28 protein-coding genes and 1 riboswitch are annotated in these 25,946 nt (G+C 73.0%); of the genes, 19 read left to right on the top strand and 9 right to left on the bottom strand.

Annotated features, from left to right (window positions below):
* Positions 1 to 15 precede the first annotated feature (15 nt).
* The 5 genes from ACYP53_RS06795 (at position 16) to ACYP53_RS06775 (ending at position 3,905) form a co-directional block, all read left to right on the top strand.
* The gene (locus ACYP53_RS06795; protein ID WP_189924853.1) at positions 16 to 495 is read left to right on the top strand and encodes a nuclear transport factor 2 family protein; all 480 of its coding nucleotides are present in this window, start codon (positions 16 to 18) and stop codon (positions 493 to 495) included.
* A gap of 247 nt (positions 496 to 742) precedes the next feature.
* Positions 743 to 1,102: a dihydroneopterin aldolase gene (gene folB, locus ACYP53_RS06790; protein ID WP_030059580.1), complete on the top strand. Its 360-nt coding sequence runs from the start codon at positions 743 to 745 to the stop codon at positions 1,100 to 1,102.
* 44 nt (positions 1,103 to 1,146) lie between these two features.
* A complete protein-coding gene (gene folK, locus ACYP53_RS06785) occupies positions 1,147 to 1,746 on the top strand; it encodes a 2-amino-4-hydroxy-6-hydroxymethyldihydropteridine diphosphokinase (protein WP_189924855.1) in 600 nt (199 codons plus the stop codon).
* Positions 1,747 to 2,082: 336 nt separating this feature from the next.
* Positions 2,083 to 2,571, top strand: coding sequence for a DUF3180 domain-containing protein (locus ACYP53_RS06780; protein ID WP_189924857.1), 489 nt, complete (start codon positions 2,083 to 2,085; stop codon positions 2,569 to 2,571).
* A 122-nt stretch (positions 2,572 to 2,693) separates the two neighbouring features.
* Complete coding sequence (locus ACYP53_RS06775; protein WP_459646905.1) at positions 2,694 to 3,905, top strand: hypothetical protein; 1,212 nt, start codon at positions 2,694 to 2,696, stop codon at positions 3,903 to 3,905.
* 87 nt (positions 3,906 to 3,992) lie between these two features.
* Here the strand turns inward: ACYP53_RS06775 and ACYP53_RS06770 are convergent, their stop codons facing one another.
* Both ACYP53_RS06770 and ACYP53_RS06765 read right to left on the bottom strand, forming a co-directional pair.
* Positions 3,993 to 4,568, bottom strand: a complete 576-nt coding sequence (locus ACYP53_RS06770; protein ID WP_189924862.1) for a TerD family protein — start codon at positions 4,566 to 4,568, stop codon at positions 3,993 to 3,995.
* Positions 4,569 to 4,704: 136 nt separating this feature from the next.
* On the bottom strand, positions 4,705 to 5,202 hold the full coding sequence (locus ACYP53_RS06765) for a hypothetical protein (protein ID WP_459646904.1): 498 nt from the start codon (positions 5,200 to 5,202) through the stop codon (positions 4,705 to 4,707).
* A 138-nt stretch (positions 5,203 to 5,340) separates the two neighbouring features.
* Between ACYP53_RS06765 and arfB the strand changes: the two genes are divergently transcribed.
* Positions 5,341 to 5,775 (top strand): alternative ribosome rescue aminoacyl-tRNA hydrolase ArfB, encoded by a 435-nt coding sequence (arfB, locus tag ACYP53_RS06760; RefSeq protein ID WP_189924866.1) that lies wholly within the window; start codon positions 5,341 to 5,343, stop codon positions 5,773 to 5,775.
* Between the two features lie 28 nt (positions 5,776 to 5,803).
* Here the strand turns inward: arfB and ACYP53_RS06755 are convergent, their stop codons facing one another.
* A complete protein-coding gene (locus tag ACYP53_RS06755) occupies positions 5,804 to 6,340 on the bottom strand; it encodes a flavin reductase family protein (protein WP_459646903.1) in 537 nt (178 codons plus the stop codon).
* 373 nt (positions 6,341 to 6,713) lie between these two features.
* On the opposite strand from ACYP53_RS06755, the gene ACYP53_RS06750 reads away from it, so the two are divergent.
* Together ACYP53_RS06750 and ACYP53_RS06745 are read left to right on the top strand one after the other, a co-directional pair.
* Entirely contained in the window at positions 6,714 to 8,501 is a 1,788-nt protein-coding gene (locus ACYP53_RS06750) for a GGDEF domain-containing protein (RefSeq protein ID WP_189924878.1), read from the top strand.
* Positions 8,502 to 8,701: 200 nt separating this feature from the next.
* A complete protein-coding gene (locus ACYP53_RS06745; RefSeq protein WP_459646902.1) occupies positions 8,702 to 9,709 on the top strand; it encodes a carbohydrate-binding protein in 1,008 nt (335 codons plus the stop codon).
* Between the two features lie 85 nt (positions 9,710 to 9,794).
* Here ACYP53_RS06745 and nagA read toward each other — a convergent pair whose 3' ends face one another.
* Together nagA and ACYP53_RS06735 are read right to left on the bottom strand one after the other, a co-directional pair.
* Positions 9,795 to 10,991 (bottom strand): N-acetylglucosamine-6-phosphate deacetylase, encoded by a 1,197-nt coding sequence (gene nagA, locus ACYP53_RS06740; protein ID WP_459646901.1) that lies wholly within the window; start codon positions 10,989 to 10,991, stop codon positions 9,795 to 9,797.
* On the bottom strand, positions 10,988 to 11,935 hold the full coding sequence (locus tag ACYP53_RS06735) for an ROK family protein (protein ID WP_459646900.1): 948 nt from the start codon (positions 11,933 to 11,935) through the stop codon (positions 10,988 to 10,990). Before ACYP53_RS06735 ends, nagA begins: the two co-directional genes overlap by 4 nt.
* Positions 11,936 to 12,335: 400 nt before the next feature.
* Here ACYP53_RS06735 and ACYP53_RS06730 point away from each other — a divergent pair, with 400 nt between their 5' ends.
* Positions 12,336 to 13,574 (top strand): extracellular solute-binding protein, encoded by a 1,239-nt coding sequence (locus ACYP53_RS06730; protein WP_189919791.1) that lies wholly within the window; start codon positions 12,336 to 12,338, stop codon positions 13,572 to 13,574.
* A gap of 75 nt (positions 13,575 to 13,649) precedes the next feature.
* Here ACYP53_RS06730 and ACYP53_RS06725 read toward each other — a convergent pair whose 3' ends face one another.
* A complete protein-coding gene (locus ACYP53_RS06725; RefSeq protein ID WP_189920112.1) occupies positions 13,650 to 14,000 on the bottom strand; it encodes a cupin domain-containing protein in 351 nt (116 codons plus the stop codon).
* A 114-nt stretch (positions 14,001 to 14,114) separates the two neighbouring features.
* Between ACYP53_RS06725 and ACYP53_RS06720 the strand changes: the two genes are divergently transcribed.
* Positions 14,115 to 14,342 carry a DUF3263 domain-containing protein gene (locus ACYP53_RS06720; protein ID WP_189919793.1) on the top strand — a complete coding sequence of 76 codons (228 nt, stop codon included), beginning with the start codon at positions 14,115 to 14,117 and terminating at the stop codon, positions 14,340 to 14,342.
* Positions 14,343 to 14,642: 300 nt separating this feature from the next.
* Complete coding sequence (otsB, locus tag ACYP53_RS06715; protein ID WP_459646899.1) at positions 14,643 to 15,482, top strand: trehalose-phosphatase; 840 nt, start codon at positions 14,643 to 14,645, stop codon at positions 15,480 to 15,482.
* Here otsB and ACYP53_RS06710 read toward each other — a convergent pair.
* Positions 15,469 to 16,935: an alpha,alpha-trehalose-phosphate synthase (UDP-forming) gene (locus tag ACYP53_RS06710; RefSeq protein ID WP_459646898.1), complete on the bottom strand. Its 1,467-nt coding sequence runs from the start codon at positions 16,933 to 16,935 to the stop codon at positions 15,469 to 15,471. The genes otsB and ACYP53_RS06710 overlap by 14 nt on opposite strands.
* Positions 16,936 to 16,993: 58 nt before the next feature.
* On the bottom strand, positions 16,994 to 18,019 hold the full coding sequence (locus tag ACYP53_RS06705; RefSeq protein WP_459646897.1) for a glucosyl-3-phosphoglycerate synthase: 1,026 nt from the start codon (positions 18,017 to 18,019) through the stop codon (positions 16,994 to 16,996).
* 147 nt (positions 18,020 to 18,166) lie between these two features.
* A riboswitch (SAM riboswitch) is annotated at positions 18,167 to 18,301 on the top strand.
* A gap of 16 nt (positions 18,302 to 18,317) precedes the next feature.
* Between ACYP53_RS06705 and thrC the strand changes: the two genes are divergently transcribed.
* The 5 genes from thrC (at position 18,318) to ACYP53_RS06680 (ending at position 23,105) form a co-directional block, all read left to right on the top strand.
* Positions 18,318 to 19,598, top strand: coding sequence for a threonine synthase (gene thrC, locus ACYP53_RS06700; protein ID WP_189919807.1), 1,281 nt, complete (start codon positions 18,318 to 18,320; stop codon positions 19,596 to 19,598).
* Positions 19,599 to 19,639: 41 nt separating this feature from the next.
* A complete protein-coding gene (locus tag ACYP53_RS06695) occupies positions 19,640 to 19,918 on the top strand; it encodes a MoaD/ThiS family protein (RefSeq protein ID WP_189919809.1) in 279 nt (92 codons plus the stop codon).
* A 550-nt stretch (positions 19,919 to 20,468) separates the two neighbouring features.
* On the top strand, positions 20,469 to 20,672 hold the full coding sequence (locus tag ACYP53_RS06690; protein WP_030289665.1) for a cold-shock protein: 204 nt from the start codon (positions 20,469 to 20,471) through the stop codon (positions 20,670 to 20,672).
* Between the two features lie 322 nt (positions 20,673 to 20,994).
* The gene (gene groL / locus ACYP53_RS06685) at positions 20,995 to 22,617 is read left to right on the top strand and encodes a chaperonin GroEL (protein ID WP_188308227.1); all 1,623 of its coding nucleotides are present in this window, start codon (positions 20,995 to 20,997) and stop codon (positions 22,615 to 22,617) included.
* A gap of 131 nt (positions 22,618 to 22,748) precedes the next feature.
* Complete coding sequence (locus tag ACYP53_RS06680; RefSeq protein ID WP_189919811.1) at positions 22,749 to 23,105, top strand: hypothetical protein; 357 nt, start codon at positions 22,749 to 22,751, stop codon at positions 23,103 to 23,105.
* Here ACYP53_RS06680 and ACYP53_RS06675 read toward each other — a convergent pair.
* The gene (locus ACYP53_RS06675) at positions 23,102 to 23,740 is read right to left on the bottom strand and encodes an HD domain-containing protein (protein ID WP_459646896.1); all 639 of its coding nucleotides are present in this window, start codon (positions 23,738 to 23,740) and stop codon (positions 23,102 to 23,104) included. The genes ACYP53_RS06680 and ACYP53_RS06675 overlap by 4 nt on opposite strands.
* A 66-nt stretch (positions 23,741 to 23,806) precedes the next feature.
* Here ACYP53_RS06675 and ACYP53_RS06670 point away from each other — a divergent pair, with 66 nt between their 5' ends.
* The 3 genes from ACYP53_RS06670 to ACYP53_RS06660 all read left to right on the top strand — a co-directional run bounded on the left by ACYP53_RS06670 (position 23,807) and on the right by ACYP53_RS06660 (position 25,931).
* Positions 23,807 to 24,190, top strand: coding sequence for a PadR family transcriptional regulator (locus tag ACYP53_RS06670; RefSeq protein ID WP_189919815.1), 384 nt, complete (start codon positions 23,807 to 23,809; stop codon positions 24,188 to 24,190).
* Positions 24,187 to 25,143, top strand: coding sequence for a hypothetical protein (locus ACYP53_RS06665; RefSeq protein WP_459646895.1), 957 nt, complete (start codon positions 24,187 to 24,189; stop codon positions 25,141 to 25,143). The genes ACYP53_RS06670 and ACYP53_RS06665 overlap by 4 nt, the downstream gene beginning before the upstream one ends.
* A gap of 101 nt (positions 25,144 to 25,244) precedes the next feature.
* Complete coding sequence (locus tag ACYP53_RS06660) at positions 25,245 to 25,931, top strand: copper homeostasis protein CutC (protein WP_459646894.1); 687 nt, start codon at positions 25,245 to 25,247, stop codon at positions 25,929 to 25,931.
* Positions 25,932 to 25,946: the final 15 nt, after the last annotated feature.

Here is a 25,946-nt window from a genome sequence, read left to right as displayed (position 1 = left end):
ACAGGTGACGGCAGGTTGAGCGGCGGAACGGCCGGACGGGCCCGCGAGGCGGACCTGGAGGCCGTGCTGGCGGCGAACCGAGCGCTCTACGAGGCGCTGGAACGGGGGGACCTGGAAGCGGTCGAGGGCGCCTGGCTGGGCGCCGCGGACGCCGACGACAAGGGCGGCGTGGTGTGCGTGCACCCCGGCTGGCCGGTGCTGCGCGGCCGGGCGCAGGTGACCCGTTCGTACATGCTCATCATGATGAACACCGAGTACATCCAGTTCTTCCTGACCGATGTCGAGGCCGAGGTCCACGGTGATGTGGCCCTTGTCACGTGCACCGAGAACATCCTGTCCGGGGGCGAGGCGGAGGAGGAGGGCGAACTCGGACCGCTGGTCGGCGGAAAGGTCGTGTCGACGAATCTGTTCCGTCGTACCCCGGCCGGGTGGAAGCTCTGGTCGCACCACGGTTCACCCGTTCTGACCAGCGGTGACGAGGACGACGAGGACTGATTCCGGCGGCTGCCGGAATACGGTGCCGGTGCGCCGCCCGGGAATTCCCGAGTGGTCACCGAACGTTCACGTCAATCGCCATTCCGGCGCGCGTGGCGCCGTTCGGTGCCGGGTAGGACGGTCAGGCGTTGTCCGTGCTCGCGGGTAGATTCGAAACGGAGTGGCGGGCGTGCTGCCCGCCTTCGCCCTGCCCGTCCATGCCTTTCACCGGGCGGGGCCCGTCCGACTGGGAGCAGTGATTCGTTTGCTGGACCGCGTCACCCTGCGGGGGCTGCGAGCCCGGGGCCACCACGGCGTCTTCGAGCGGGAGCGCGTCGAGGGCCAGACCTTCGTGGTCGACCTCGTGCTCTACCTGGACACCCGCCCCGCCGCGTCCGGAGACGACCTCACCCGCACGGCGCACTACGGCATCGTGGCCGAGGAGGTCACCGCGATCATCGCCGGGGAGCCGGTCGACCTGATCGAGACCCTGGCCCAGCGGATCGCCGACCAGTGCCTCAAGCACGAAGCGGTCGAGGAGGTCGAGGTCACCGTGCACAAGCCGGACGCCCCGATCACCGTGCCGTTCGACGACGTGACCGTGACCATCCACCGGGGCCGCGCATGACCCCCACCGCGCGCCCGGTATCCGATGCAGAGGGAACCTTTTCGATGAGCAGCGACGACCCGACCGCCACGCCGAACGCGTTCGACCTGGAGAGCCGGGTGGACTCCGCCGACACGACCCTGCACAGCCAGCGCTGCGCGGTGATCGCGCTGGGGAGCAACCTGGGCAACCGGCTGGACACCCTGCAGGGTGCCGTGGACGCCCTCGCCGACACCCCGGGGCTGAGGATCAAGGCGGTGTCCGCGGTCTACGAGACCGAGGCCGTCGGCGGCCCCGAGGAGCAGCCCAGCTACTACAACGCCGTCGTCGTGCTGCGCACCTCGCTGCCGCCGCGGGACCTGCTGGAGCGCGGCAACGCGATCGAGGACGCCTTCGGCCGGGTGCGGACGGTCCACTGGGGCCCGCGCACCCTGGACGTCGACATCCTGACCTACGAGGGCGAGCTCAGCGACGACCCGCAGCTGCTGCTGCCGCACCCGCGCTCGCACGAGCGGGCCTTCGTGCTCGCCCCCTGGCTGGACGCCCAGCCGGAGGCCGAGGTGCCCGGGCACGGGCGGGTCGACGCGCTGCTGGAGGCGCTCGGCGGCCCGGACGCGCAGGGCGTGGTCCGCCGCGAGGACATCCGGCTGACGCTGCCGGAGTAGGCCGTCGGCGCCACCTGCCCCGAGCCGCGTCATGGGCGAGTGGGCGAGTGCCCGCCCCGAGCTGAAGGGGCGCGCCGGTGCCGAAAGGGAGAAGCGAGGAGGCCCGAGGGACGAGGGCCTTGGAGCGCCGACCGTCGGCGCCGGATCCGAGCGGCCCGGAGGCGAGTGGGCGAGTAACAGCCGGGGGAACTCGGCCGGGGGCCCGGCCGTACCAGTAGGTGTCCGCCGTTCGTGCGGGTGTCCGCCCGGCCGGGCCCGGTACGGTGGCCTGGCGCCGCCGCGTCGGGTCACCTGGCGGCCGGCCGGCTCTGGTACCCCGGGAAGGACCTCCTCCGAGTGAAGCTGCTTCGCCTCCGTCTGCTGATCGGCATCACCGCCGCCACGACGGCGCTGTCCTGGGCCGGCTCCAAGCTGTGGGCCTCCCTGGACACGCTGCCGGCCGTGCCGGGCGCGGCGCCGGTGGTTCTGGCGGCGGTGGCGGTGATCCTGCTGGCGACCGCGCTGTCGCTGCGGTCCCGGCTGAAGGCGGCGCGTGAGCGGCAGCCCGGCGCCAAGGGGGTCGACCCGCTGCTGGCGGCCCGGGCGCTGGTGCTGGGGCAGGCCAGCGCGCTGGTCTCGGCGGTGGCCACCGGCATCTACGCGGGGGCGGGGATCTACCTGCTGGGGGAGCTGGACGTGTCGGCCCGCAAGGACCAGGCCGTCACGGCCGGGTTCGCGGTGCTCGCGGGGGCCGCGGTGATCGCCGCGGCGCTCTGGCTCCAGCACGTCTGCAAGTTGCCCGAGAACCACGACGGTCCGAGTGGTCCGGCGGCCTCCCACCGCTGAGCAGGGCCTTCTTCGTGATCTTGGGTGAGAATCCGGGCACGTGCGGTAAAAACCTGCCCCTGTCAAGGGTGGAAGGGGACCCTGGGCTGACAGGGCCCCAATTCGCACGCTAGTTTCTTGGCATGTCTCGCGGACGCCACCGTCATTCCTCCGTCCTCGGCCGGGTCTTTCCCCCCACCGCCGCCGGCGTACTGCTGGTAGCCGCTCTGGCCGCACTCCTTTTCAGTCAGGACACCATCCTGGTGCGCTCGGTGGGCATCGCGGCGGTGATCGCGACGCTCGGCTTCGCGCTGTTGCTGCGTCAGCGGGACAAGGCGGCCCGGGCGGCCGCCGAGATGTCCGCGGCGCAGCGGCTGCGCGCCGAGGAGCGGTTCGAGGAGCAGCTGGCCGAGGCCGAGTACGCGGCCGAGGTCGCCGAGGAGCGGGCCACCCGCTTCGGGCGGCGGCTGACCGCGGAGAAGTCCCGGCTGGCGAAGGCCGAGACCGAGATCGCCCGGCTGCTGCGGGAGCGGGCCGTGTCGGTGGCCGAGCAGGCCCTCAAGGAGGCCGAGGCGGCCCAGCGGGCGCTCGCCGCGAGCCGTCCCAGGTATCCGGCCAGCCCGGCCGCGTTCGTGCGCGCGGCGGCCGTGCTGCGGCTGCTGGAGCGCCGTGCGGCCGAGCAGGAGGAGCGGCGGGCCCGTACGGCGGGTGCGGAGGTCGCGCTGCGGGCGCACGCCGCCCCGGCGACCAAGACCCCGAGCCAGCCCCAGAGCCAGACCCAGACCCAGCCCCAGGCCCAGCTCCAGACCCCGACCCAGGCCGCGCCGGTGGCGGTGCCCGCCCCGGTGGCCCCCGCGGTGCCCAGGCCGGCCGCGGCGCCGGTGGCCACGCCCCCGGTGCAGCCCGCGCCGGTGCGGCCGGCGCTGACGGCGACGGTGGGTCAGCTCGGCGGGGCGCAGGCCGCACCGGCCGCGGCGCCCGTACCGGCGGAGCGGCAGCGGCCGCGGCCGGCGCAGTCCGGGCAGGCGCGCGGACAGGGCTTCAGCTTCTTCGGCCGCGGTGCGGGCGGGGCGGTGCGCCCGGCGGCCCCGGCGCCGGCGGTGGGCAGCGTCGCCGAGCTGGGCGAGCGGACCGACCTGGCGGACGTGGTGGGCGACGAGGCGGTGGCCGCGAAGGCCGCGACCGAGGCCCGGGCGGCGGAGTCGGCCGCGGTGCGGGACGGCGGGCGGGAGCCGCAGCCGGTCGCCGAGCAGCCGCAGGGCGGTTCGCAGCCGGGCGGGCCGACCGTGGTGGACCTGACGCCGGAGGACGAGACCGAGCTGATCCAGCTGCCGGAGCTGCGCGCCTCGCGCTGAGACGGGTGCACGAACGCCGCGGCGCGGGAAGCCGGTCGGACCGACTTCCCGCGCCGCGGCGTTGTCAGGGGGTGCTCAGGGGGTGCGTCAGAGCTGGACGCCGAAGTCCTGGGCGATGCCCGCCAGGCCGGAGGCGTAGCCCTGGCCGACGGCGCGGAACTTCCACTCGGCGCCGTTGCGGTAGAGCTCGCCGAAGATCATCGCGGTCTCGGTGGCGGCGTCCTCGGAGAGGTCGTAGCGGGCGATCTCGGCGCTGCCGGCGGCGTTCACCACGCGGATGTAGGCGTTGCGGACCTGGCCGAAGTTCTGGCCGCGGGCGACGCCGTCGTAGATGGTGACCGGGAAGGTGATCTTGACGGCCTCGGCCGGCAGCCCGGCCAGGTTGACGTTGATCGACTCGTCGTCGCCCGCGCCCTCGCCGGTGCGGTTGTCACCGGTGTGCACGACGGTGTTGTCCGGCGTGCTGGTGTTGTTGAAGAAGACGAAGTGGGCGTTGGACAGCACCTTGCCGTCCGCGTTCAGGACGATCGCGCTGGCGTCGAGGTCGAACTCGGCGCCGGTGGTGGTGCGGACGTCCCAGCCCAGGCCGACGGTGACCGCGGACAGGCCGGGGGCCTCCTTGGTCAGCGAGACGTTGCCACCCTTGGAGAGGCTCACTGGCATGGCGATTGCTGTCCCTTCGTTCGCTTCGTGCGCTTTTCCCCGGGACAACGCAATACTCCCGGGACTTGGTTCCGCCCGGCCCCGTGAATTCTTCGTAAGCGTGAATGGCCGGGCAAAGCCGGGGCAAAGACCGCGGTCAGATCCGGCGGAACCGGCCCTGCAGTGACCAGATGTTCGGGTTGTCGGCCAGGTCGGGGTGCATGTCGCACAGGTCGGCGAGGGTGTCCTGGAGGAAGTCCCGGGCCTCGCGCCGCAGGTCGCTGTGGCGGATCACGGCGGTCGGCTCGTCCGGCAGCCAGGTGGCGGTGACCTCGACCCAGTTGAAGCGGCGGGCGAAGCGCAGCAGGTGGGTGTTCTGGGTGAAGTCGAGGTCGGCGGTCTGCACCCGGGCGGCCCGGCTGCCGCCCGGGTCGCGGTCCAGCAGCTCGGTGATGTCGCACAGCGCCCAGGCGAAGTCGAGCACCGGCACCCAGCCCCAGGAGGTGGACAGCTCGGCGCCCTCGGCGTCCAGGTAGACGTCGCCGCAGAACAGGTCGTACCGCAGGGCGTGCACGGACGCGGTGCGGTAGTCCGTCTGCGGAGGGTCGGGGAAGCGGTTGGAGAGGGAGTAGCCGAGCTCGATCACGTACGCCATTGTCGGGGTTCGGGGCGGGTGCGGGTAACCGGCCGCCCGGAGCCGAGCAGCCCGCTGCCCGCGCCGGGCAATCCGCCCCGGAGGCGAGCGGGCGAATAACTGCGTGACCGGGTGGGGCGGGCGCGGGATGATGGGCGCATGCCTGAGCCCATCCGCGTACGGGGGTCGGTGGTCGTCCCCGACGCCGAGCTCGTCTGGCGCTTCTCGCGTTCCTCCGGCCCCGGTGGCCAGCACGTCAACACCTCCGACTCCAAGGTCGAGCTGCGCTTCGACCTCGCCGCCACCAAGGCGTTGCCCGAGGTGTGGCAGGGGCGTGCCCTGGAACGGCTGGCCGGGCGGCTGGTGGACGGCCGGGTGCTGGTGGTCCAGGCCTCGGAGTTCCGCTCGCAGTGGCGCAACCGGGAGGCGGCCGCGGCCCGGCTGTCGGCGCTGCTGACCGAGGCGTGCGCGCCGCCGCCGAAGACCCGGCGGGCGACCAAGCCGAGCCGGGGGATGGTCGAGCGCCGGCTGTTCAACAAGAAGCACCGCTCCGACGTGAAGCAGGGCCGCCGGTCGCCGCGGGGCGGCGAGTAGGGCGCGTCTCCGCAGGACACGCCCCGGCTCAGCCCAGGGAGCGGTAGCCGCCGCGGAAGTAGAGCAGCGGACGGCCGTCCGGGGCGGGCACCGCGGCCTCCAGGACGCGGCCGAGCAGCAGGGTGTGGTCGCCCGCGGGTATCCGCTGCTCGGTGCGGCACTCGACGGTGGCCAGCGCGCCCTCGATCAGCGGGGCGCCGGTGCGCGGCCCGCGGTGGTGCGGGGTGTCCGCGAACAGCAGCCGGTCGCTGAGCCGGCCCTTCATGGCGAAGCGCGAGCCGATCGTCTTCTGTCCCTCGGTCAGCACCGAGACGGCCCAGGTGTCGACCCGGGAGAGCACCTCGTCCGTCCGGGAGTCCTCGCGCACCGAGATCAGCACCAGCGGCGGCTCCAGCGACACCGAGAGGAAGGAGGTGGCGGTCATGCCGATGTCCTCGCCGTCCTCCGGGTCGTGGACGGTCACCAGGCTCACGCCGGCGGCGAGCTGGGAGAGAGCTGCCCGGAACTCGTCGGGCGTGGCGTGGGGGGCAGCTTCGGGCTGCGGGGACGGGTACACGTACCGCACGGTAGTCGTCACCCGCGGGGAACGGCATCGGGCCTTGGTCGTAGGACCGGTGGCGAACCCGGGTGGCGAAGCCGGTGGCGCGGCCGGGGTCCGGACTCACCCTCAGGGGTGAAGCGGACGGACCGGCGGGCGCAGCCGGCTTCAGTCGTCGGCCGATGAGGTCGACCAAGGGAAAAGTACCGATAGCGCTTTATGTCCCGCTATGGGGCGGATGAGCTGATTAAGGGCGCATTAGTGTCGTGTGATTTAAGTCACAAGTGGCGTCCTATTGCTGACCGAGCGTGCCGAACGCTGTGCTCCCTGTGATTCAGTTCTTCTGGCAATCGGACGATAACCAATCAAGAACTATCCGAAGCAGCCGGGGAGCCCCCGCATGGAAGCCGAGTCGGAGCCGTACGTCCGTCTCGCGACCCTCCGCACCTTGCACCGGGTCGTGGCGGACCTCAACGCTGCCCGCAGCCTGGCGGGGACGCTGCAGGCCGTCGTCGAGGGCGCGGTGCACGGGCTCGGTTTCGACGCCGCCGCGGTCAGCCTGGTCCGCCCGGACGGCGACCTCGTGGTGGCGGCCGTCTGGGAGCTGGAGGAGAGCCCCATGGGCGGCCCCTCCGTGCTGCTCGGCCAGGTCGGGTCCCGCGAGTCCTGGGACCGGCTGCTCGGCGTCAGCGACCACTGGGGCACCCTGCGCTTCCTGCCGTACGACCGCGGCTGGGCCGTCGCCAGCGACATCCCGCGCTGGATCGGGGACGGCTCGCTGCCCGTGTACGCCAACGACTGGCACCCCGCCGACGGCCTGCTCGCCCCGATGTACAGCGCCGGCGGCGACCTGCTCGGGGTGCTCTCGGTGGACCGCCCGCGCAGCGGCAAGCGGCCCGGGGCCTGGACCCGCGAGGCGCTGGAGATGTTCTCCCTGCAGGCCTCCATCGCGATCGGCAACGCCCGGCTGCGGGCCGAGATGCAGCGCGCGCTGGCCCGCCTGGAGAAGGAGCAGCAGGCCCTGCGGGCCAGCGAGGAAAGCTTCCGCCAGGCCTTCGAGTACGCGCCGAGCGGGATGGCCATCACCGAACTGCACGGCGCCGGGCGCGGCCAGCTGACCAGGGTCAACGACGCGCTCTGCCGACTGCTCGGCCGCCCCCGGGCGGTGCTGCGCCAGCAGAGCTTCGCCGACCTCGTCCACCCCGAGGACCGCGCCCTGCTGGAGCGCACCAGCGCCGAGAGCGGCCGGGCGGAACTGCGGCTCTCCCGGCGCGACGGCGGCTACCAGTGGGTCTGTCTGCGCAACTCGATCGTGGCGGACGCGGCCGAGGGCCCCAGCTTCCTGCTGACCCACGTCGAGGACATCGAGGACCGCAAGCGGCACGAGTTCCAGCTCGCCCACCGGGCCAGCCACGACGCCCTCACCGGCCTGCCCAACGGCGCCGAGCTCAAGGCCCGGCTGGCCCGCCGGCTCTGCGCCCAGCCGCAGCCGGTCGGTGCCGCGGCCGGACCGGCCGAGGCGGCCTACCCGCCGCCGTACGGCTACCCGGCGGACTCCTACAGCGCGCACGCGGCGCACGACGGGCTGGAGGGCGCGGACCCGTACGCCGCCGCGGTGCACGGCTACGGGCTGCCCGAGGGCGGCCCGCCCGGTCTCGGCCCGGGCTTCGGGGAGCACGTGCACGCGGTGGTCCCGGCCGACCACGGGCCGGGCGGCGAGGCCTGGTCCGCGCCGTTCCGCTCCGGCGGCGCGGCCGCCGTGGACAAGGGCCTCGCGGTGCTCTTCTGCGACCTGGACGGCTTCAAGTCGATCAACGACCGGTTCGGCCACAACGCGGGCGACGCGGTGCTGGTCGAGGTCGCCCGGCGGCTCAGCCAGGCCGTCCGGGACGGCGACACGGTGGCCCGGCTCGGCGGCGACGAGTTCGTGGTGCTGGCCGACGGCATCGGCCGTGAGGAGGCCAAGGACCTCGCCCACCGGCTGCGCAACGCGATCATCCCGCCGATGCGGATCGACGGGCGGGCGATGCGGGTGGGCGTGAGCCTCGGCATCGGCTGGGCCGGCTGCGGGATGAGCATCGAGGAGGTGCTGCACACCGCGGACGAGCGGATGTACGACGAGAAGCGCGCCCGCGGCGGCGCGGTGCGCGGTGCGCGCGGCGAGCGCTCCCACCGGCGGGCGGGCTAGGGCGGGCCGTAGGACCGGACGGGGACGGACGACGCGGCACCGACGGCCCGTGGGCCGCCGGCCACGCCGGGTTACCCGCGAGTTGTCAAGGGTTCTTTTCCGGCTGTCAGGTACGGCAGGTAGGGTGCCCGGTACGACAGCGTCCATGATCTGCGCCGCCCGCAGCCGGCGGCGCGCACCGGATGGGGGAGCAGACCACCGTGACGACCGCCGGCAGCAACGGAATGCCCGAAGGCCAGGGGGGCGGTGCCCCGCAGGACGACGACCCGTTCGGCTACCTCTACCGCCCGGCCGACGGCTCCACCGGGCAGCCGGCCGAGCCGCAGCAGGGGGTCCCCCGGACGTCGTACAGCCGTCCGATGGAGGTCGGGCGCACCCAGTACGGCTACGGCTACCCGCCGCGGGCGCAGCAACAGCAGCAGCCGTACGGCCAGCAGGGGATGCCGCCGCAGGGGTACCCGGGCGGTCAGCCGCAGGCCCCGTACGGCCAGCCCGGCGTGCCCCAGCAGGCCGAGTACGGCGCCGCGCCCGCCCAGCAGGCCCGCTACGCCGAGCACTCCCGGCCGCAGCCGGGGGACGAGCGGCCGAGCAGCGGCCGCAGCAAGGGCGCGGTGATCGGCGCGGTCGCCGTGGTCGCGGCCATCGCGATCGGCGCCGGGATAGCGCTCTCCACGGGCGGTGACAAGGACGGCGACAAGACCGCCAAGGGCGGCGCCGCCACCACCGCCGTATCGGGCCCCACCACCCCGGGGCCGGCCAACACCACCGCCGGCGGCTCCCCGTCGGCCAGCTCCACCCCGATCGCCGGTCCGTCGACCGTGGACGCGGGCCAGCTGCAGGGGCAGAACGCGCCGTCCGGCAACAGCGTCAAGGGCGCCAAGTCGGCGGACGGGAGCTACCTGACCCTCCAGCCGGGCGGCTCGGTGACCTGGAACGGCGAGATCGCCACGGCCGGGACGTACAAGCTCACCGTGCACTACAACTACACCGGCACCGGGGAGTTCAAGGGCGCCGCGGCGGTGAACGGCAAGGACTGGCCGAGCGGGGTGACCTACAAGTCGTACGGTGCCCCCAAGGACCCGGCGTCCTCCTGGTTCACCACCTGGATACTGCCGAGCCTCCAGGCCGGGCCGAACTCGGTGAGCTTCACGGTGCCCGCCGGGGCGTCCATCCTGATCGACCAGATCGTCCTGGAGCCGAGCGGCTGAGCCGCCCGCCCGCCGGACGCACCACGGCCGCCCGTCCCCGCTGGGGGAGGGCGGCCGTCGGCGTTCGGGGCCCGGCGCGGAGCGGTCAGGCGGGCTTGACGGTGGGGAAGCGGTCGGCGCCGAGGATCCAGCGGCCGCGGCGCATGACGGCGACCAGGTCGTAGGTGTCGGAGTCGACCACGACGAGGTCGGCGAGCTTGCCTGCCTCCAGCGAGCCGATGGAGTCGCTCAGGCCGAGCAGCCGGGCCGGGGTCGCCGACAGCGACTCGACGGCCTGGCCGAGGGTCAGGCCGTTGACCGTCACCGAGCGCTTGAACGCCACGTCCAGGGTGAGGGTGGAGCCGGCGATCGCGCCGCCCTCGACCAGCCGGGCCACGCCGTCGGTGACCTGGACCTGGAGGGGGCCGAGGGGGTAGAGGCCGTCGCCCATGCCGGCGGCGCCCATGGCGTCGGTGATGAGGGCGACGCGGGTGGGGCCGGCGGTGCGGTAGGCGAGGTCGAGGACGGAGGGGTGGAGGTGGACGCCGTCGTTGATGAGTTCGACGGTGACGCGGTCGTCTTCGAGGAGGGCGACGATGGGGCCGGGGGCGCGGTGGGCGATGCCGGGCATGGCGTTGAAGAGGTGGGTGGCGACGGTGGCGCCGGCGTCGACGGCTTGGAGGGTGGTGGTGTAGTCGGAGTCGGTGTGGCCGACGGCGGCGATGACGCCGAGGTCGGCGAGCATGCGGACGGAGTCGAGGCCGCCGGGGAGTTCGGGGGCGAGGGTGAGCATGCGGGCGTGGCCGCGGGCGGCGTCGACGAGTTTGCGGACGAGGGCGGGGTCGGGGTCGCGCAGCAGGTCGGGGCGGTGGGCGCCGCAGCGGTTGTGGGAGATGAAGGGGCCCTCGAAGTGGATGCCGGCGAGGATGCCGTCCTCGACGAGTTCGGCGAGGACGGCGGCCTGGCGGGTGAGGTCGTCGATCTCGCCGGTGACGGTGGAGGCGACGGTGGTGGTGGTGCCGTGTTCGAGGTGGGTGCGGGCGGCGAGGAGGGCTTCCTCGGCGATGCCGGAGGTGTAGGAGGCGCCGCCGCCGCCGTGGACGTGCAGGTCGACGAAGCCGGGGACGACGGTGTACCCGGTGAGGTCGAGGTCGCCGGGTTCGGTGCCGCCGTCGCTCGTGGCGTTCGTGACGGCGGCGATCCGCTCGCCCACGACGGACAGGCGGTCGCCCTCGACGACGCCGCCGGGCAGGACCAGGCGGGCGCCGGCCAGGGCAGTACGGTCACGGTCCGCGGTGGTCACGCGGTCACCTCCATCGAGAGCAGGTCCCAGGCGAGCAGGCCCGCGCCCAGGGACGCGGCGGTGTCTTTGAGCATGGCGGGAACGACCTCCGGGGGCATCTGGAAGGTCAGACGCTCGGTGACCGCCGCGCGCAGCGGGGCGAAGAGCGTGTCACCGGCCTCGGCCAGCCCGCCGCCGACGATCACCGTGGACGGGTCGAGCAGGCTCTGGGCGAGGATGATGCCGTCCGCCAGGGCGTCGACGGCCCGCTGCCAGACCGCGAGGGCGCGGTCGTCCCCGGCGTCCACCGCGGCGGCGCAGGATGCCGCGTCGGCGTCGGGGTCGCCGCTGGCCTCGGCCCAGGCGCGGGAGACGGCGGAGGCGGAGGCCAGCGTCTCCAGGCAGCCGCGGGCGCCGCAGCCGCACGGCGGTCCGCCCGGGCGGACCACGACGTGGCCGATCTCGCCGCCGTAGCCGTGGGCGCCGGCCTCGATCCGGCCGCCGATGCCGATGGCGCCGGCGATGCCGGTGCCGAGGGCGATGAACAGGAAGCGGTCCACGCCCCGTCCGGCGCCGAGCCGGCCCTCCGCCAGGCCGCCGGACCGCACGTCGTGGCCGAGGGCCACCGGCATCGCGCTGCCGTCGGGGCCGGCCAGGCGCTCGCCGAGGAGCCTGCGCAGGGGGAGGTCCCGCCAGCCGAGGTTGGCGGAGAAGACCGCGATGCCGTTCCTCTCGTCGATCGTCCCCGGGACGGCGACACCGGCCGCGAGCGGGGCGACGCCGAAGCGGCTGCGGCCCTCGTCCGCCAGGTCGGTGGCGAAGTCGAGGATGGCGGCGACGACGGCGTCCGTGCCGTGCTCCCGCCCGGTCGGTCGGCGTGCCTCGAACAGCACGGAGCCGTCCTGGGCGAGCAGCGCGGCCTTCATGCCGGTGCCGCCTACATCGAGTGCGATGACGTGCTTCACGGAGGACAGTTTCCCTTGGTGGGTAGAAGAGGTCTAGTCCAGTTGTCGGATTGGTCTGGTCCATGCGGGGTGAGCTTTGTCGCAGCTGCGGGGGTGTGCGGCGGTTTGGGGCGGTCGCCGGAGCGGGGGCGGACGCGGGGTGTCCGGGGGATTGAATCCAGGTTGTCCGAGTGTGATCCGGGGGTGGGCGGGCGTGGGTGTTGCGCATCGTGCAACGACCCGGGGCACTTCGATAACTACTGGGTCGGGGTGGGCCAGTGGTGTGGACCAGTGGACGGCCGGTTTGGCAGTGTGGCGCCTCCCCCTGCCGGATTCCCTCGTTCCGGCGGCAGTTCTTCCCCCTAAGGCGGTACCCGCGTTGAACAGGCGCGTCCACGTTCCCACCCGTGTGCTCGGCAGTGTGCTGGCCGGAACCCTGGCACTCACCGCGGTCGGCGCGTGCGGCGGGCAGGACCAGGGGACCGTCACCCTCAAGCTGGTCGCGGCGGACTACGGCGAGAACGCGGAGACCGGCTCCGCGCACTACTGGGACGGGGTCGCCAGGGCCTTCGAGGCCGCCAACCCCGGGATCAAGGTCAGCGTCGAGGTGGACAGCTGGACCGAGATCGGCAAGAAGGTCGAGGACATGATCGCGGCCGGCAAGTCGCCGGACCTGCTGCAGACCGGCGGCTTCGCGGACCAGGTCGCGGCGGACCGGCTCTACCCGGCGTCGGACGTGCTCTCCGTGGACACCCAGGCGAACTTCCTGGACACCTTCACGCACGCCGGGCAGGTGCTCGGCACCCAGTACGGGATCCCGTTCGTGTCCTCCTCGCGGGTGCTCTTCTACAACAAGGCGATGTTCCGGCAGGCGGGGATCGCGCAGCCGCCCGCCACTTGGAACGAGCTGAAGCAGGACGCGGAGAAGATCAAGGCCAAGGTGCCGGGAGTGACCCCGTACGGGCTCCCGCTCGGGCCGGAGGAGGCCCCCGCCGAATCCATGCTGTGGACGCTGAGCGGCGGCGGGAGCATCTCCGACGACGTGGGCAACTACACCATCGACAGCAGCCAGAACCAGGCGACGTTCAGCTGGCTGAAGAACAACCTGGTGAGCCCCGGGCTGACGTACCCGGAGCCGGGCAAGATGAACCGCACCCCGGTGTTCCAGGACTTCGCGACCGGGAAGGTCGCGATGCTCAACGGGCACCCCACGCTGCTGCGGATGGCGACCGCCGGGAACATCGACTTCGGGACGGCGCCGATCCCCAAGAAGGACGGCCTCGGACGGACCGGCAGCCTCGGGGTCGCGGACTGGATGATGGCGTTCAAGGCCAACGGGCACAAGAACGAGATCAAGAAGTTCCTGGCGTTCGTCTACGGCCGGGACAACCAGCTGAAGTTCGACGAGCAGTACAACCTGCTGCCGGTCACCCAGGACGCCTTCAACCAGATGTCGACGGACCCGAAGCACGCGGACCTCAAGCAGTTCGCGGTCGGGCTGAGCAACGCCAGCTTCTATCCGTTCGGGGACCCGGCCTGGGGTGAGGTCAGCAACCGGATCAAGGCGGGGATCGGGCAGGCGGTGACCACGGAGCCCAAGCTGGTGCTCGGGGGGCTGCAGGATGCGGCGGCCAAGGAGGCGGCGCGGGTGCGGAAGTAGGGCGTGGGCCCGTCGTGTGTGGTGTGAGGCCCGGTCCCGGGGTGGGGGGCCGGGCCTCTGGAGCCTCGGTGCTGGTCAGGGGAGGGTGATGGCGTAGGCCTTGCGGAGGGTTTCGTGGACCGTCCAGGTGGTGCGGTCGCCCTCGCGCAGCACGGCGCAGTCGCCGGGACCGACCTCCAGGGTGGGGCCGCCCTCGACCTCGATGGTCGCCCGGCCGCTGAGGACCACGAACATCTCGTCGGCCTCGACGTCGGTGACCACGCCCGGGGTGATCTGCCAGATGCCGCGCAGCTGGCGGCCGTCCGCGGACTCGGCGAGGACCTTGCCGGTGACCTCGGGGGTGCCGGAGACGATCTGGGCCGGGTCGAGCGGGTCGGGGTCGAGCTCGGCGTCGGGGATGTGCAGGGCGAAGCTGGGCGTGGTCATGGGCGTGGTCATGCGGGTGACGTTAGCGGCGGCGGGCGGGCGGAGGGGCGAGCAGTGTGTGTCGGGGGCGCGCGGGAGAATGACACTCCGTAGTGGTGGACGGAGGTGTGCGCGGTGGGCGAGCTGAGTGAGCGGGACCGGGCGGTGCTGGCGCTGGAGGGGCGGCAGTGGCGGACGGCGGGGGCCAAGGAGCGGGCGATCCGGGAGGAGCTGGGGCTCTCCTCCACGCGGTACTACCAGCTGCTGAACGCTCTGCTGGACCGGGAGGAGGCGTTGGCGCAGGCGCCGGTGCTGGTGAATCGGTTGCGGCGGGTGCGGGATGCCCGGCGGGCGGCTCGTTGAGGGGTTCCGCTGCGCGGGGCTTGGGTGTGGGTGGGGCTCTCGGGAGGGTGGGGGCGGGGCGGCTCCGGGGTGGGTGCTCCGGGGGCTGGATGATTTTCAGACTGCCGACTCTGTGGGTGGGGGGTGGTCGCCGTTGGCAGTCTGAAAATCACCCGCAACGCCCCTCTCCGCACCCACCCCCTGCGCCGCCCCTTCCGCGGCACGTCCCTCTCGCCGGGACGGGGCGGGGGAGGTGGGGGGTGGGTGCGGATGGGTGGGTGCGGGTGGTGGGGGTTGGTGGTTGGGGGTATGGGGCTCGGTATGGGATTCGAAGAGGTGTGGGTGCCGGGGACCGAGGCTGGGCGGGATGGGGTGCGGGCGATTCTGCGGGCGCCTCGGGAGGCGGTGGTGGGGTTGGACTTCGATGGGACGTTGGCGCCGATCGTGGCTGATCCGAGTCGGGCGAGGGCGCATCCGGGGGTGGCGGGGGCGTTGCGGGTGCTGGCGGCGGAGGTGGGGGCCGTGGTGGTGGTGACGGGGCGGCCGGCGGCGTTGGCGGTGGAGTACGGGGGGCTGGCGGGGGTGCCGGGGGTGGTGGTGCTGGGGCACTACGGTGCCGAGCGGTGGGAGGACGGGGAGGTGAGCGCGCCGGAGGTGCATCCGGGGGTGGCGGCGGTGCGGGAGGCGTTGCCGGGGGTGCTGGCGCGGGTGGGGGCGCCCGAGGGGGTGTGGCTGGAGGACAAGGGGCGCTCGGTGGCGGTGCACACCCGGCGTACGGAGGCGCCGGAGGAGGTGCTGGAGTCGTTGCGGGCGCCGGTGGCGGAGTTGGCGGCCGGGCACGGACTGGTGGTGGAGCCCGGGCGGCTGGTCCTGGAGCTGCGGCCGCCGGGGGTGGACAAGGGGGCGGCGCTGACCGGGTTCCTGCGGGAGCGCGGCGCCCGGTCGGTGCTGTACGCGGGGGACGACCTGGGTGATGTGGCGGCCTTCGCGGCGGTGGAGGAGCTGCGGGGCGAGGGCGTGGCCGGGCTGCTGGTGTGCAGCGGGGCGGTGGGGGACGCGCCGGTGCGCGAACTCGCCGACCGGGCGGACCTGGTGGTCCCGGGCCCGGCCGGCGTGGTCGAGCTGTTGGGGGCGTTGGGGGAGGAACTTAAAGCGCGTTGAGCTGGTCGAGGAACCACTGCTGCGGGGGGAGTGCGGTGGCCGCCGCCGCGAGGCGCTTGGTGCGGTCGGCGCGCTCCTCCGCGGGCATGGTGAGGGCGGCGTGCAGGGCGTCGGCGGTGGCGATGACGTCGTACGGGTTGACGGTGAGGGCGTCGTCGCCGAGTTCGGCGTGGGCGCCGGCCTCGCGGGAGAGGACGAGGGCGCAGCCGTGGTCGGAGACCACCGGGATTTCCTTGGCGACCAGGTTCATGCCGTCCCGGATCGGGTTGACGAGGGCTACGTCGGCGAGGCGGTAGGCGGCCAGGGAGCGCGGGAAGTCGTCGTTGACGTGCAGGATCAGGGGTTGCCAGGTGGGGGTGGCGAATTCGGTGTCGATGGCCTCGGCGAGTTCCTGGACCGCGGCGGTGTAGTCGCGGTATTCGGCGAGGTCGGTGCGGGAGGGGTAGGCGAAGGCGATGTGCACCACCCGGTCGTGCCACTCGGGGCGGGTGCGGAGCAGGTGCCGGTAGGCCAGGAGGCCGCGGACGATGTTCTTGCTCAGCTCGGTGCGGTCGACCCGGACGATGGTGCGGCGGTCGCCGACGGCCGTACGGAGGGTGGCGAGGCGTTCGTCGACGTCGGGGCGGTGGGCGCGTTCGCGGAGGAAGTCGGCGTCGGCGCCGAGGGCGTGGACGCCGAGGTGGGTGGTGCGGCCCTCGTGGGTGACGGTGAGGGCCTCGTGGCCGACGGTGGCGCCGAGGAGGTCTTCGCAGCAGGCGGCGAAGGCGCGGGCCCAGCGTTCGGTGAGGAAGCCGGCCCGGTCGGCGCCCAGGATGCCGGTGAGGACGGCGCGGGCGACGTCGTCGGGGAGCAGCCGGTAGTACTCGGGCGGGGCCCAGGGGGTGTGCGAGAAGTGGCCGATCCGCAGGTCGGGGCGGGCTTCGCGGAGGAGGGCCGGGGTGAGGGACAGGTGGTAGTCCTGGACGAGGACGGCGGCGTTCGGGGCGGCTTCGGCGGCCAGGGCGTTCGCGAAGGCTTCGTTGTAGGCCTGGTAGGCGGCCCATTCGGTGCGGAAGTCGGCGTCGAAGGCGGGTGCGGTGGGGGTCGCGTAGAGCAGGTGGTGGACGAACCAGAGGGTGGAGTTGGCGACGCCGTTGTAGGCGCGGGTGAAGGTCTCGGGGTCGATGTCCAGCATCCGGACGGCCTGTCCGCCGACGTCGTGGCCGGCCAGGTCGAGGCGGCCGTTCGGCGCTTCCGCGGCGGCTCTGCGGTCCGCGTCGCCGAGGGCGGCGCAGACCCAGACGGCGTTCGGGTCGTCGATCGCGGAGAGCCCGGAGACCAGGCCCCCGCCGCCGCGCCGCAGGGTCAGCGTGCCGTCGTCGGCGGTGCTGAACGACACCGGTCCCCGGTTGGACGCCACCAGGACGGGGGCGGTGCCGGTCGCACTCGAACGTTCGGTCGTGAGATCGCCCATGGTTGGGATGTTGCCGGGGGCCCGGCGTGGCAAACCCGTCGACGGGGCCGTGAACCCGTCAATGTCGGGTGGCGTACTCGGGGACGGTGTGCATCGGGGGGCGTTCCAGGGCGGTGATGTCGTAGGTGCGGGGGGTGAAGATCGGGGTCCCGCCGTCGGTGGGCCGGGGCTCCGGGTCGCGGGTGAACTGGGTGAGGTGCGGGCGGACCAGGTCGGCGGAGGCCTTGAGCCGGTGGGCCCGGTCGAGGCGTTCGAGAGCGGTGCGGTAGATGGTGGCGGCCATCCGGCCGAGGGCCTGGCCGTCCTGGTGGCGGTGGTGCCGGACGCCGACGTCCACCTGGGCCAGGGCGTCCAGGCCGACCAGCTCCAGGGCGTCGACCAGCAGGCCGAGTTCGACGCCGTAGCCGGTGGGGAAGGGCAGCCGTTCGAGCAGGGAGCGGCGGGCCGCGTACTCGCCGCCGAGGGGTTGGACGAAACCGGCGAGTTCCGGCCAGTGGAGGTTGAGGAGGGGGCGGGCGACGAGTTCGGTGACGCGGCCGCCGCCGGCCGGGACGATGACGCCGCTGTCCGTCTCGAGGGGGCGGTCGTACATGGCCTTGACCAGCTGGATGGACTCGTCGGTCAGCAGTGGGCCGACGATCCCGGAGACGAAGGCCGGGTCGAACTCGCGCAGGTCGGCGTCCACGAAGCAGACGATGTCGCCGCGGGTGACCAGCAGCGAGCGCCAGAGCACCTCGCCCTTGCCGGGGGCGGCGGGCAGCCGGGGCAGGATGGCGTCGCGGTGCTCGACCCGGGCGCCGGCCTCGGCGGCGACGGCGGCGGTGGCGTCGGTGGAGCCGGAGTCGACCACGACGAGTTCGTCGACGAGCGGGAGGCGTTCCATCAGCTCGCGGCGGACGGTGCGGACGATGTCGCCGACGGTGGCCTCCTCGTCCAGGGCGGGGAGGACGACGCTGACCGTGCGCCCGGTGCGTTCCTTGGCGTCGAGAAGGGTGCGGACCGGCCGGTCCGCCGCGCTCCAGGACCGGCGGCGTAGCCAGGACGCCGCCTGCGGGAGGAGCTCGGGGGTCGGTTCGGCGGGCACGGAAGTCTCCTCGGCGGGTCGGGTGGGACGGGTCATCTCGCGTGGCGGACGGTCCCGTTCAGGAATGACGCCTTCGGATACAGTCTTCGTACAGCGGTCGGACCTTCGCACGCCGGGGTCACCGTTGAGCGCCACCACAATTTCACAAGCTCATCCAGAGGGACTGAGGGAACGGCCCGTTGACGTCCCGGCAACCTTCTCGCTCGGCTGTCGTCACAGGCCCCGGCGGGACAGGTGCCAATTCCGGCCTGTGGCGCGACCGTGCCACGGGGAAGATGAGGAGAGAGGCCTCGCCATCATGGCTATCGACACCGTCGCACCTGTTTCCGTGGACCTCGGCCCCGCCACCGCCCTGTCCTGTCGGGAGTGCGGCACCCGTTTCCCGCTCGGTCCCAGCTTCGCGTGCCTGGAGTGCTTCGGCCCGCTGGAGATCGCCTACGACTTCGGCAGCGAGGGCGCCGAGGAGTTGCGCAAGCGGATCGAGGCCGGTCCGGCGTCCGTCTGGCGCTACGCGCCGCTGCTGCCCGTCCCGGCCGACGTCGCCTCCAAGCCCAACCTGAACCCGGGCTGGACCCCGCTGGTGAAGGCGGACAACCTGGGCCGGGAGCTCGGCTTCACCGCCCAGCTGCACATCAAGGACGACTCCGGGAACCCGACGCACTCCTTCAAGGACCGGGTGGTGGCCTGCGCGATCGAGGCCGCCCGGGCCTTCGGCTACACGACGCTCTCCTGCTCCTCCACCGGCAACCTGGCCGGCGCGGTGGGCGCGGCGGCCGCCCGGGCCGGGTTCCGGTCCTGCGTGTTCATCCCGCACGACCTGGAGCAGGGCAAGGTCGTCATGGCCGGGGTGTACGGCGGCGAGCTGGTCGGCATCGAGGGCAACTACGACGACGTGAACCGCTTCTGCTCGGAGCTGATCGGGGACCCGGCCGGCGAGGGCTGGGGCTTCGTCAACGTCAACCTTCGGCCGTACTACGGCGAGGGCTCCAAGACGCTGGCGTACGAGATCTGCGAGCAGCTCGGCTGGCGGCTGCCGGAGCAGATCGTGATCCCGATCGCCTCGGGCTCGCAGCTGACGAAGATCGACAAGGGGCTGCAGGAGCTGATCAAGCTCGGCCTGGTCGAGGACCGGCCGTACCGGGTCTTCGGCGCCCAGGCCGAGGGCTGCTCGCCGGTGTCGGCGGCCTTCAAGGCGGGCCGGGACGTGATCAAGCCGGTCAAGCCGGACACCATCGCCAAGTCGCTGGCGATCGGCAACCCGGCCGACGGCCCGTACGTGCTGGACATCGCCCGTCGGACCGGCGGCGCGGTGGAGGACGTCACGGACGCGGAGGTCGTGGCGGCGATCCGGCTGCTGGCGCGGACCGAGGGCATCTTCGCGGAGACCGCGGGCGGGGTGACCGTCGGCGTGCTGAAGAAGCTGGTCGAGACCGGGCAGCTGGATCCGGCCAAGGAGACCGTCGCGATCAACACCGGTGACGGCCTGAAGACCCTGGACGCCGTCTCCGACGCCGGGATGACCGCCGTCATCCGCCCGACGCTGGACTCCTTCCGCGCCGCCGGCCTCGTGTCCGCCTGAACCACCCCGCCCCGCAAGGCCCCACCCCCGCAAGGAGAGCCATGAGCGCCAACGTCCGCATCCCCACCATCCTGCGCACCTACACCGGCGGCGCCGCCGAGGTGAGCGCCGAGGGCACCACCCTGGCCGAGGTCATCGCCGACCTGGAGCGGAACCACCCGGGCATCGCCGCCCGCATCCTGGACGACACCGGCAAGCTGCGCCGCTTCGTCAACGTCTACGTGAACGACGACGACGTGCGCTTCGCCGAGGGCCTGGCGACCGAGATCAAGGACGGCGTCGGCGTCTCGATCATTCCGGCGGTGGCCGGCGGCTGCTGAGCCGCGAACTCCCGCCATTCGGCCGCCCGCGCGTACGGAATTCCGATCTCCGTACCCGCGGGCGGCCGGTTGCATTCCGGCTGGAATATTTTCGAATGGAGTCGGAGTAGAGTGTCGCTCGACTGGGAACAGGGGTTCCCTCTCGGCCCGGCGGCAGGACCGGGCGAGGTTCCGTCGGAGGACGTCCGGCCGGTGAGACCGGTCCGTGAAACATGTCAGGCCGATGTCAGAATTACCGCGGGGATTTGAGTAATTCGTCCGCTATGCCCGGCGTGAAATGCCGAGATCTTCCCGATTCAACCCGTCCTGTCCCCTGCCGTCGCAGCGGAATTACCGGCGGTTGACCCTGTTGCAGAGGGCTTCGGTCCGGATACATTCAGCGGCGGTCGACGCAATCACCCGCTCACCGGAAGCCGTACGGCGACCCGCGCGGAGGGCTGCGGCGTGCACGGCTGCGCCCAGGGGGGGTTCCCCGGGCCGGCCTTCAACCAACCCGGGCCCGCGACCTGCGGGCACGTGAAGGGCCAGCACAGCACAAGGGGAGTTCGGAATGGCTCAGGGCACCGTCAAGTGGTTCAACGCGGAGAAGGGCTACGGCTTCATCGCGGTCGACGGTGGTGCGGACGTCTTCGTCCACTACAGCGCGATCCAGATGGACGGCTACCGCACCCTCGAGGAGGGCCAGCGGGTCGAGTTCGAGATCTCCCAGGGACAGAAGGGCCCGCAGGCGGACATGGTTCGCGCGGCGGTCTGACCCCTTCCGACTCCAGGAGCTCGGCCCGGCCCACCGCTGGTGACCACTCGCTTCTCGACGGGCCCGTACGACACGTGTCGTACGGGCCCGTCGGCGTTCCCGGGCGGTCCCAGCGGGGGCTCGCGGGTTGGCGATTGGGCTTGCACTCGACCACCGTGAGTGCTAATCATTGGCGTTAGCACTCACAGCGTGAGAGTGACAGCGGACCGGGTCGGTGAGGCCCCCGGGAGCGGTAGGGGAAAAGACCCCCGCACACCAGGGCCGTCCGTCGCGGGCACCCCTTGGTCCGAGCAGTCGACCGTGTCCCGGAGGACCACTTCTGATGGCCAAGATCATCGCCTTTGATGAGGAAGCTCGCCGCGGCCTTGAGCGTGGCATGAACCAGCTCGCCGACGCCGTGAAGGTCACGCTCGGCCCCAAGGGCCGCAACGTCGTGCTGGAGAAGAAGTGGGGCGCCCCCACGATCACCAACGACGGTGTCTCCATCGCCAAGGAGATCGAGCTCGAGGACCCGTACGAGAAGATCGGTGCGGAGCTCGTCAAGGAGGTCGCCAAGAAGACGGACGACGTCGCGGGTGACGGCACCACCACCGCCACCGTGCTCGCCCAGGCCCTGGTTCGCGAGGGTCTGCGCAACGTCGCCGCCGGCGCCAACCCGATGGCCCTGAAGCGCGGCATCGAGAAGGCCGTCGCCGCCGTCTCCGACCAGCTGCTGGCCCAGGCCAAGGACGTGGAGACCAAGGAGCAGATCGCCTCCACCGCCTCCATCTCCGCCGCCGACACCCAGATCGGCGAGCTCATCGCCGAGGCCATGGACAAGGTCGGCAAGGAAGGCGTCATCACCGTCGAGGAGAGCAACACCTTCGGTCTGGAGCTCGAGCTCACCGAGGGCATGCGCTTCGACAAGGGCTACATCTCGGCCTACTTCGCCACCGACCTGGAGCGGATGGAGGCGACGTTCGAGGACCCGTACATCCTCATCGCCAACTCCAAGATCGGCTCGGTCAAGGACCTGCTCCCGCTGCTGGAGAAGGTCATGCAGAGCGGCAAGCCGCTCGTCATCATCGCCGAGGACGTCGAGGGCGAGGCCCTGTCGACCCTGGTCGTGAACAAGATCCGCGGCACCTTCAAGTCCGTCGCCGTCAAGGCCCCGGGCTTCGGCGACCGCCGTAAGGCCATGCTCGGCGACATCGCCATCCTCACCGGTGGCACCGTCATCTCCGAGGAGGTCGGCCTCAAGCTGGAGAACGCCGGCATCGACCTGCTGGGCACCGCCCGCAAGGTGGTCATCACCAAGGACGAGACCACCATCGTCGACGGTGGCGGCGACAGCGAGCAGGTCGCGGGCCGCGTGAACCAGATCCGCGCCGAGATCGAGAACAGCGACTCGGACTACGACCGCGAGAAGCTCCAGGAGCGCCTCGCCAAGCTGGCCGGCGGCGTGGCCGTCATCAAGGCCGGCGCGGCCACCGAGGTGGAGCTCAAGGAGCGCAAGCACCGCATCGAGGACGCCGTCCGCAACGCCAAGGCCGCCGTCGAGGAGGGCATCGTCGCCGGTGGTGGCGTCGCGCTGCTGCAGGCCGGTGTCGCCTTCGACAAGCTGGAGCTGGAGGGCGACGAGGCCACCGGTGCCAACATCGTCAAGGTCGCGCTGGAGGCCCCGATCAAGCAGATCGCGACCAACGCCGGCCTGGAGGGTGGCGTCGTGGTGGAGAAGGTGCGCAACCTCCCCGCCGGTCACGGTCTGAACGCCGCCACCAACGAGTACGTCGACCTGGTCGCCGCGGGCATCATCGACCCGGCCAAGGTCACCCGCTCCGCGCTGCAGAACGCCGCCTCCATCGCGGCGCTGTTCCTCACCACCGAGGCCGTCATCGCCGACAAGCCGGAGAAGGCCGCCGCGGCCGCCGGCGGCGGCATGCCGGGCGGTGACATGGACTTCTGATCCTGATCGGATTCCGATCGGATCGGCTGATCCTCGTCCGCGTGGGCGGTTCCCTTCGGGGGGCCGCCCACGCGGCGTTTCCGGCGTCGGGCCCGTTTTGAACCCATGGGCGGGCCACGGAGAATGGACGGATGGCTTCCGACGACATCGAGACCGCCCTGCACAACGCCCGGGCCCTGATCCTGGCCGACCTCACCGCGCGGGACGTGGCGGACGCCGCCGTCGTCTCGCTGGTGGAGCAGGCCGTCACCCACCGGCGCTGGTGGCTGGAGCAGTGGCCGGACGGCACCGAGTACGTGCTCGGGCTGGTCGCCCAGGACGTCCAGGACGCGCTGCTGGAGGCGTACGGGCGCTGGCCGCTGTGCGCCGACTGCGCGGACGACGGCGACCCGCACGCGCTGGGCGTGGAGCCGGAGCTGGGGCCGGAGCCGCACTGGGTGTGCGGCAAGCGGGGCGCGGTGGTGGCGCCGGTGGGCAAGCTGTCCTAGGGCTCCAGCTGCCGGAGCTCGGCCGTCAGGTTGGCGCGGGCGGCGTCGGCGAAGCGGGCGTGGGCGGCGGGGGTGCGGTAGAGCGCGGGCAGCGCGAGGAGGCCGCGCAGCACGGCGGCGCGGCCGGCCCGGAAGTCCGGCGCGGGGACGAAGCCGTACTCCTCCCGGACGGCGGCCGCGTACGCCGCGTACGCCTCCGGGGTGCAGCCGAGGACGGCGAGGTCCGCGTCGCAGAGCACCTCGCCGTCGCGGTCGCCGGTCGCCGGGTCGTGGCCGACGGTCAGCAGGACCAGCCGTTCGACCTCGGCCACCCGGGCGGCGGGCAGGCCGGCGGCGGTCAGCGCCCGGACGGCCAGGGCGGCGCTGCGCTCCTCGTTCTCGCTGCGGTCGGGGCGGTAGACGGCGTCGTGGAACCAGGCCGCGAGGCGGACGGCGTCCGGGTCGGCGGCGTGCCCGGCGAGGTCGTCGACGTGCCGCAGGACCGCGCCCAGGTGGTCGGTCGTGTGGTAGCGGCGCTGCGGCTCGGACCAGCGGCGCAGCAGCTCCCGGCCGTACGGCTCGGGGTCGGCGGTGGTGCCGCAGCGGAGCAGCAGGGCGGTCCAGGCGGTGAGCAGGTCTTCCTCGGTGGTGGGCATGACGGCCATTGTGCTGGGTCGGCCCGGGGCTGGACCTATAGGTAGGTTGACGATATATGTAGTCGTATGACAGAACGCTCCATGCAGGAGCCCACGCTGCTTCTGCTCACCGCCCTGGCCGACGCGCCGAGACACGGCTACGCGCTCATCCAGGAGGTCGCCGCGATCTCGGACGGCCGGGTCAAGATGCGCACCGGCACCCTCTACGGCGCCCTCGACCGGCTGCTCGGCCAGGGCCTGATCGAGGTGGCCGCCGAAGAGGTGGTGGACGGCCGGGCCCGGCGCACCTACGCGCTGACCGGAGCCGGACGGGAGGCGCTGGCCGCCGAGGCCGGGCGCCTGCGGGCGGTCGCCACCGAGGCCGAGCGCCGGCTCACGAAGATCCGGGCGATGCTGCCGGGGAATGCCGGGTCGCAGGGGCGGCCCGCGTCGGGGGGAGGACTCTCATGACCATGCCGGTGATCGGTGCCGCGCCCTCGGTGGCGCTGCGGGCCGCGCTGCAGCTCTACCCGGAGCGGTACCGCCGGGAGCGCGGCGAGGAACTGGCCGAGGTGTTCGCCGACACCACGGCGGCGGGCGGCCGTGCGGCGGTCGCCCGGGAGGTGCTCGGCCTGGCCGTGTACGGGCTGCGGGTGCGGCTCGGGCTGACCGGCGCCTCGGCGGCCGGCCGGCTGCTCGCGCTGGCCGCGCCGATGATCGCCGGCGCGGTGGTCGGCGCCACGATGGTGCCCTGGCTGGCCACCGTGGACCGGACCACCAGGTGGCTCGCCTGGGACGACTCGCTGGGGAACCACGTCCGGGCGTTCGCCCCGCCGGTGGCCGCGCTGCTGCTCGCGGTGGCGGCCCTGCTGGGGCGCTGGACCGCGGTGCGGGCCACCGCGCTGGTGCTGGGCGTCATCGGGCTGAGCCAGCTGGGCGAGGCCGTGTTCACCTCGCACTTCGACCTGTGGTGGTCCGGCTACATCGGGATGGCCTCGCTGCCCTTCGTGGCGGCGGCGCTGCTGCTGGTCGCCGCGCCGACCGACCTGCTGCCCCGGCCGACCCTGCGGACGGCGGGGCTGGTGCTGGCCGCGGCGGTGGCGGGCGGACTGCTGGAGGCGGCCCAGAACTGGGACGACACCACCTTCCCGCTGGACCGGTGGTGGGTGGTGGCGATGCTCGTCGCCCCGCTGCTGCTGACCTTCGCCGCGCTGCGCGGCCGGACGGTGCCGACGGCCGTGGGGATGACGGCGCTGGTGCTGACCGGGCCGGGGTGCGTGTTCAACATCTGGCGTGAGGCCCACGGGGTCTCGAACCTGCTCCCGATGGCGGTGCCGGCGGCGGGGCTGCTGGTGCTGGTGGCGGTGGCGGTGCACCGGTACGGCCGGCGGCCGGCCGTACCGGCGGTCCACCGGACGGCCTGACGGGCTCGCCCCGGGCGGGGCGCGGCGGGGGTTGCCGTCCCGGTGCGGCCGGACGGGGGTGCGCCCTCGTCGGGTCCGGCCGGATGTGGCAACCTACTGATATGTCTAGACCAATTTTCGAAGTCATCGCGCTGACGCCCCAGGATGCCCAGGCCGCCGAGTCGGGCGGCGCCGACCGGCTCGAACTGGTCACCGACATGGCCGCCGACGGGCTCACCCCGTCCGTCGAGGACTTCGCCCGGATCCGGGCCGCCGTCGGCCTCCCGCTGCGCGTCATGCTCCGGATCCGGGACGGCTTCGCCCCCGGCGACCTGGACGGGCTGTGCGCCCGGGCCGCCGCCCTGCGGGCCGAGGGCGCCGAGGAGTTCGTCCTCGGCTTCCTCGACGCCGACGGCGCCGTCGACCTGGCCGCCACCGCGGCCGTCGCCGAGGCCGTGGCCGGCTGCCGCTGGACCTTCCACCGGGCGATCGACCACAGCGCCGACCGGGCCGCCCTGCGCGCCGCCGTCGGCGAGCTGCCCGGGCTGGACACCTTCCTCACCTCCGGCGCGGCCGCGGGCGTGGACGCCGGGCGCGCGGTGCTGTCGGCCGAGCTGGCCCGGGCCGGGGAGCCCGGGTACGGGCAGCGGATCCTGATCGGCGGCGGCCTGCGGGCCGAGCACCTGGCGGGGCTGCTGGCCGAGGGCTTCGACGCCTTCCACGTCGGCGGGGCGGTGCGGGCCGACGGCTGGCGGACGCCGGTGGACGCGGCCAAGGTCGCCGAGTGGCGGGCGCGGATCGACGCCTGAGCGTCCGCGAAAGGG

Source organism: Kitasatospora sp. Ki12 (assembly GCF_054601375.1).
This window is presented reverse-complemented; position numbering and strand designations above follow the sequence as displayed.

Bases quoted from the DNA above. Each gene is read 5' to 3' on its own strand.
- ACYP53_RS06660 (WP_459646894.1), top strand. From the start codon at position 25,245: ATGTCTAGACCAATTTTCGAAGTCATCGCGCTGACGCCCCAGGATGCC.
- ACYP53_RS06775 (WP_459646905.1), top strand. From the start codon at position 2,694: ATGTCTCGCGGACGCCACCGTCATTCCTCCGTCCTCGGCCGGGTCTTT.
- ACYP53_RS06725 (WP_189920112.1), bottom strand. From the start codon at position 14,000: ATGACCACGCCCAGCTTCGCCCTGCACATCCCCGACGCCGAGCTCGAC.
- ACYP53_RS06670 (WP_189919815.1), top strand. From the start codon at position 23,807: ATGACAGAACGCTCCATGCAGGAGCCCACGCTGCTTCTGCTCACCGCC.
- folK (WP_189924855.1), top strand. From the start codon at position 1,147: ATGAGCAGCGACGACCCGACCGCCACGCCGAACGCGTTCGACCTGGAG.
- ACYP53_RS06770 (WP_189924862.1), bottom strand. From the start codon at position 4,568: ATGCCAGTGAGCCTCTCCAAGGGTGGCAACGTCTCGCTGACCAAGGAG.
- ACYP53_RS06680 (WP_189919811.1), top strand. From the start codon at position 22,749: ATGGCTTCCGACGACATCGAGACCGCCCTGCACAACGCCCGGGCCCTG.
- thrC (WP_189919807.1), top strand. From the start codon at position 18,318: ATGGCTATCGACACCGTCGCACCTGTTTCCGTGGACCTCGGCCCCGCC.
- ACYP53_RS06690 (WP_030289665.1), top strand. From the start codon at position 20,469: ATGGCTCAGGGCACCGTCAAGTGGTTCAACGCGGAGAAGGGCTACGGC.
- ACYP53_RS06710 (WP_459646898.1), bottom strand. From the start codon at position 16,935: ATGGGCGATCTCACGACCGAACGTTCGAGTGCGACCGGCACCGCCCCC.
- ACYP53_RS06675 (WP_459646896.1), bottom strand. From the start codon at position 23,740: ATGCCCACCACCGAGGAAGACCTGCTCACCGCCTGGACCGCCCTGCTG.
- arfB (WP_189924866.1), top strand. From the start codon at position 5,341: ATGCCTGAGCCCATCCGCGTACGGGGGTCGGTGGTCGTCCCCGACGCC.
- otsB (WP_459646899.1), top strand. From the start codon at position 14,643: ATGGGATTCGAAGAGGTGTGGGTGCCGGGGACCGAGGCTGGGCGGGAT.
- groL (WP_188308227.1), top strand. From the start codon at position 20,995: ATGGCCAAGATCATCGCCTTTGATGAGGAAGCTCGCCGCGGCCTTGAG.
- ACYP53_RS06665 (WP_459646895.1), top strand. From the start codon at position 24,187: ATGACCATGCCGGTGATCGGTGCCGCGCCCTCGGTGGCGCTGCGGGCC.
- ACYP53_RS06765 (WP_459646904.1), bottom strand. From the start codon at position 5,202: ATGGCGTACGTGATCGAGCTCGGCTACTCCCTCTCCAACCGCTTCCCC.
- ACYP53_RS06750 (WP_189924878.1), top strand. From the start codon at position 6,714: ATGGAAGCCGAGTCGGAGCCGTACGTCCGTCTCGCGACCCTCCGCACC.
- ACYP53_RS06695 (WP_189919809.1), top strand. From the start codon at position 19,640: ATGAGCGCCAACGTCCGCATCCCCACCATCCTGCGCACCTACACCGGC.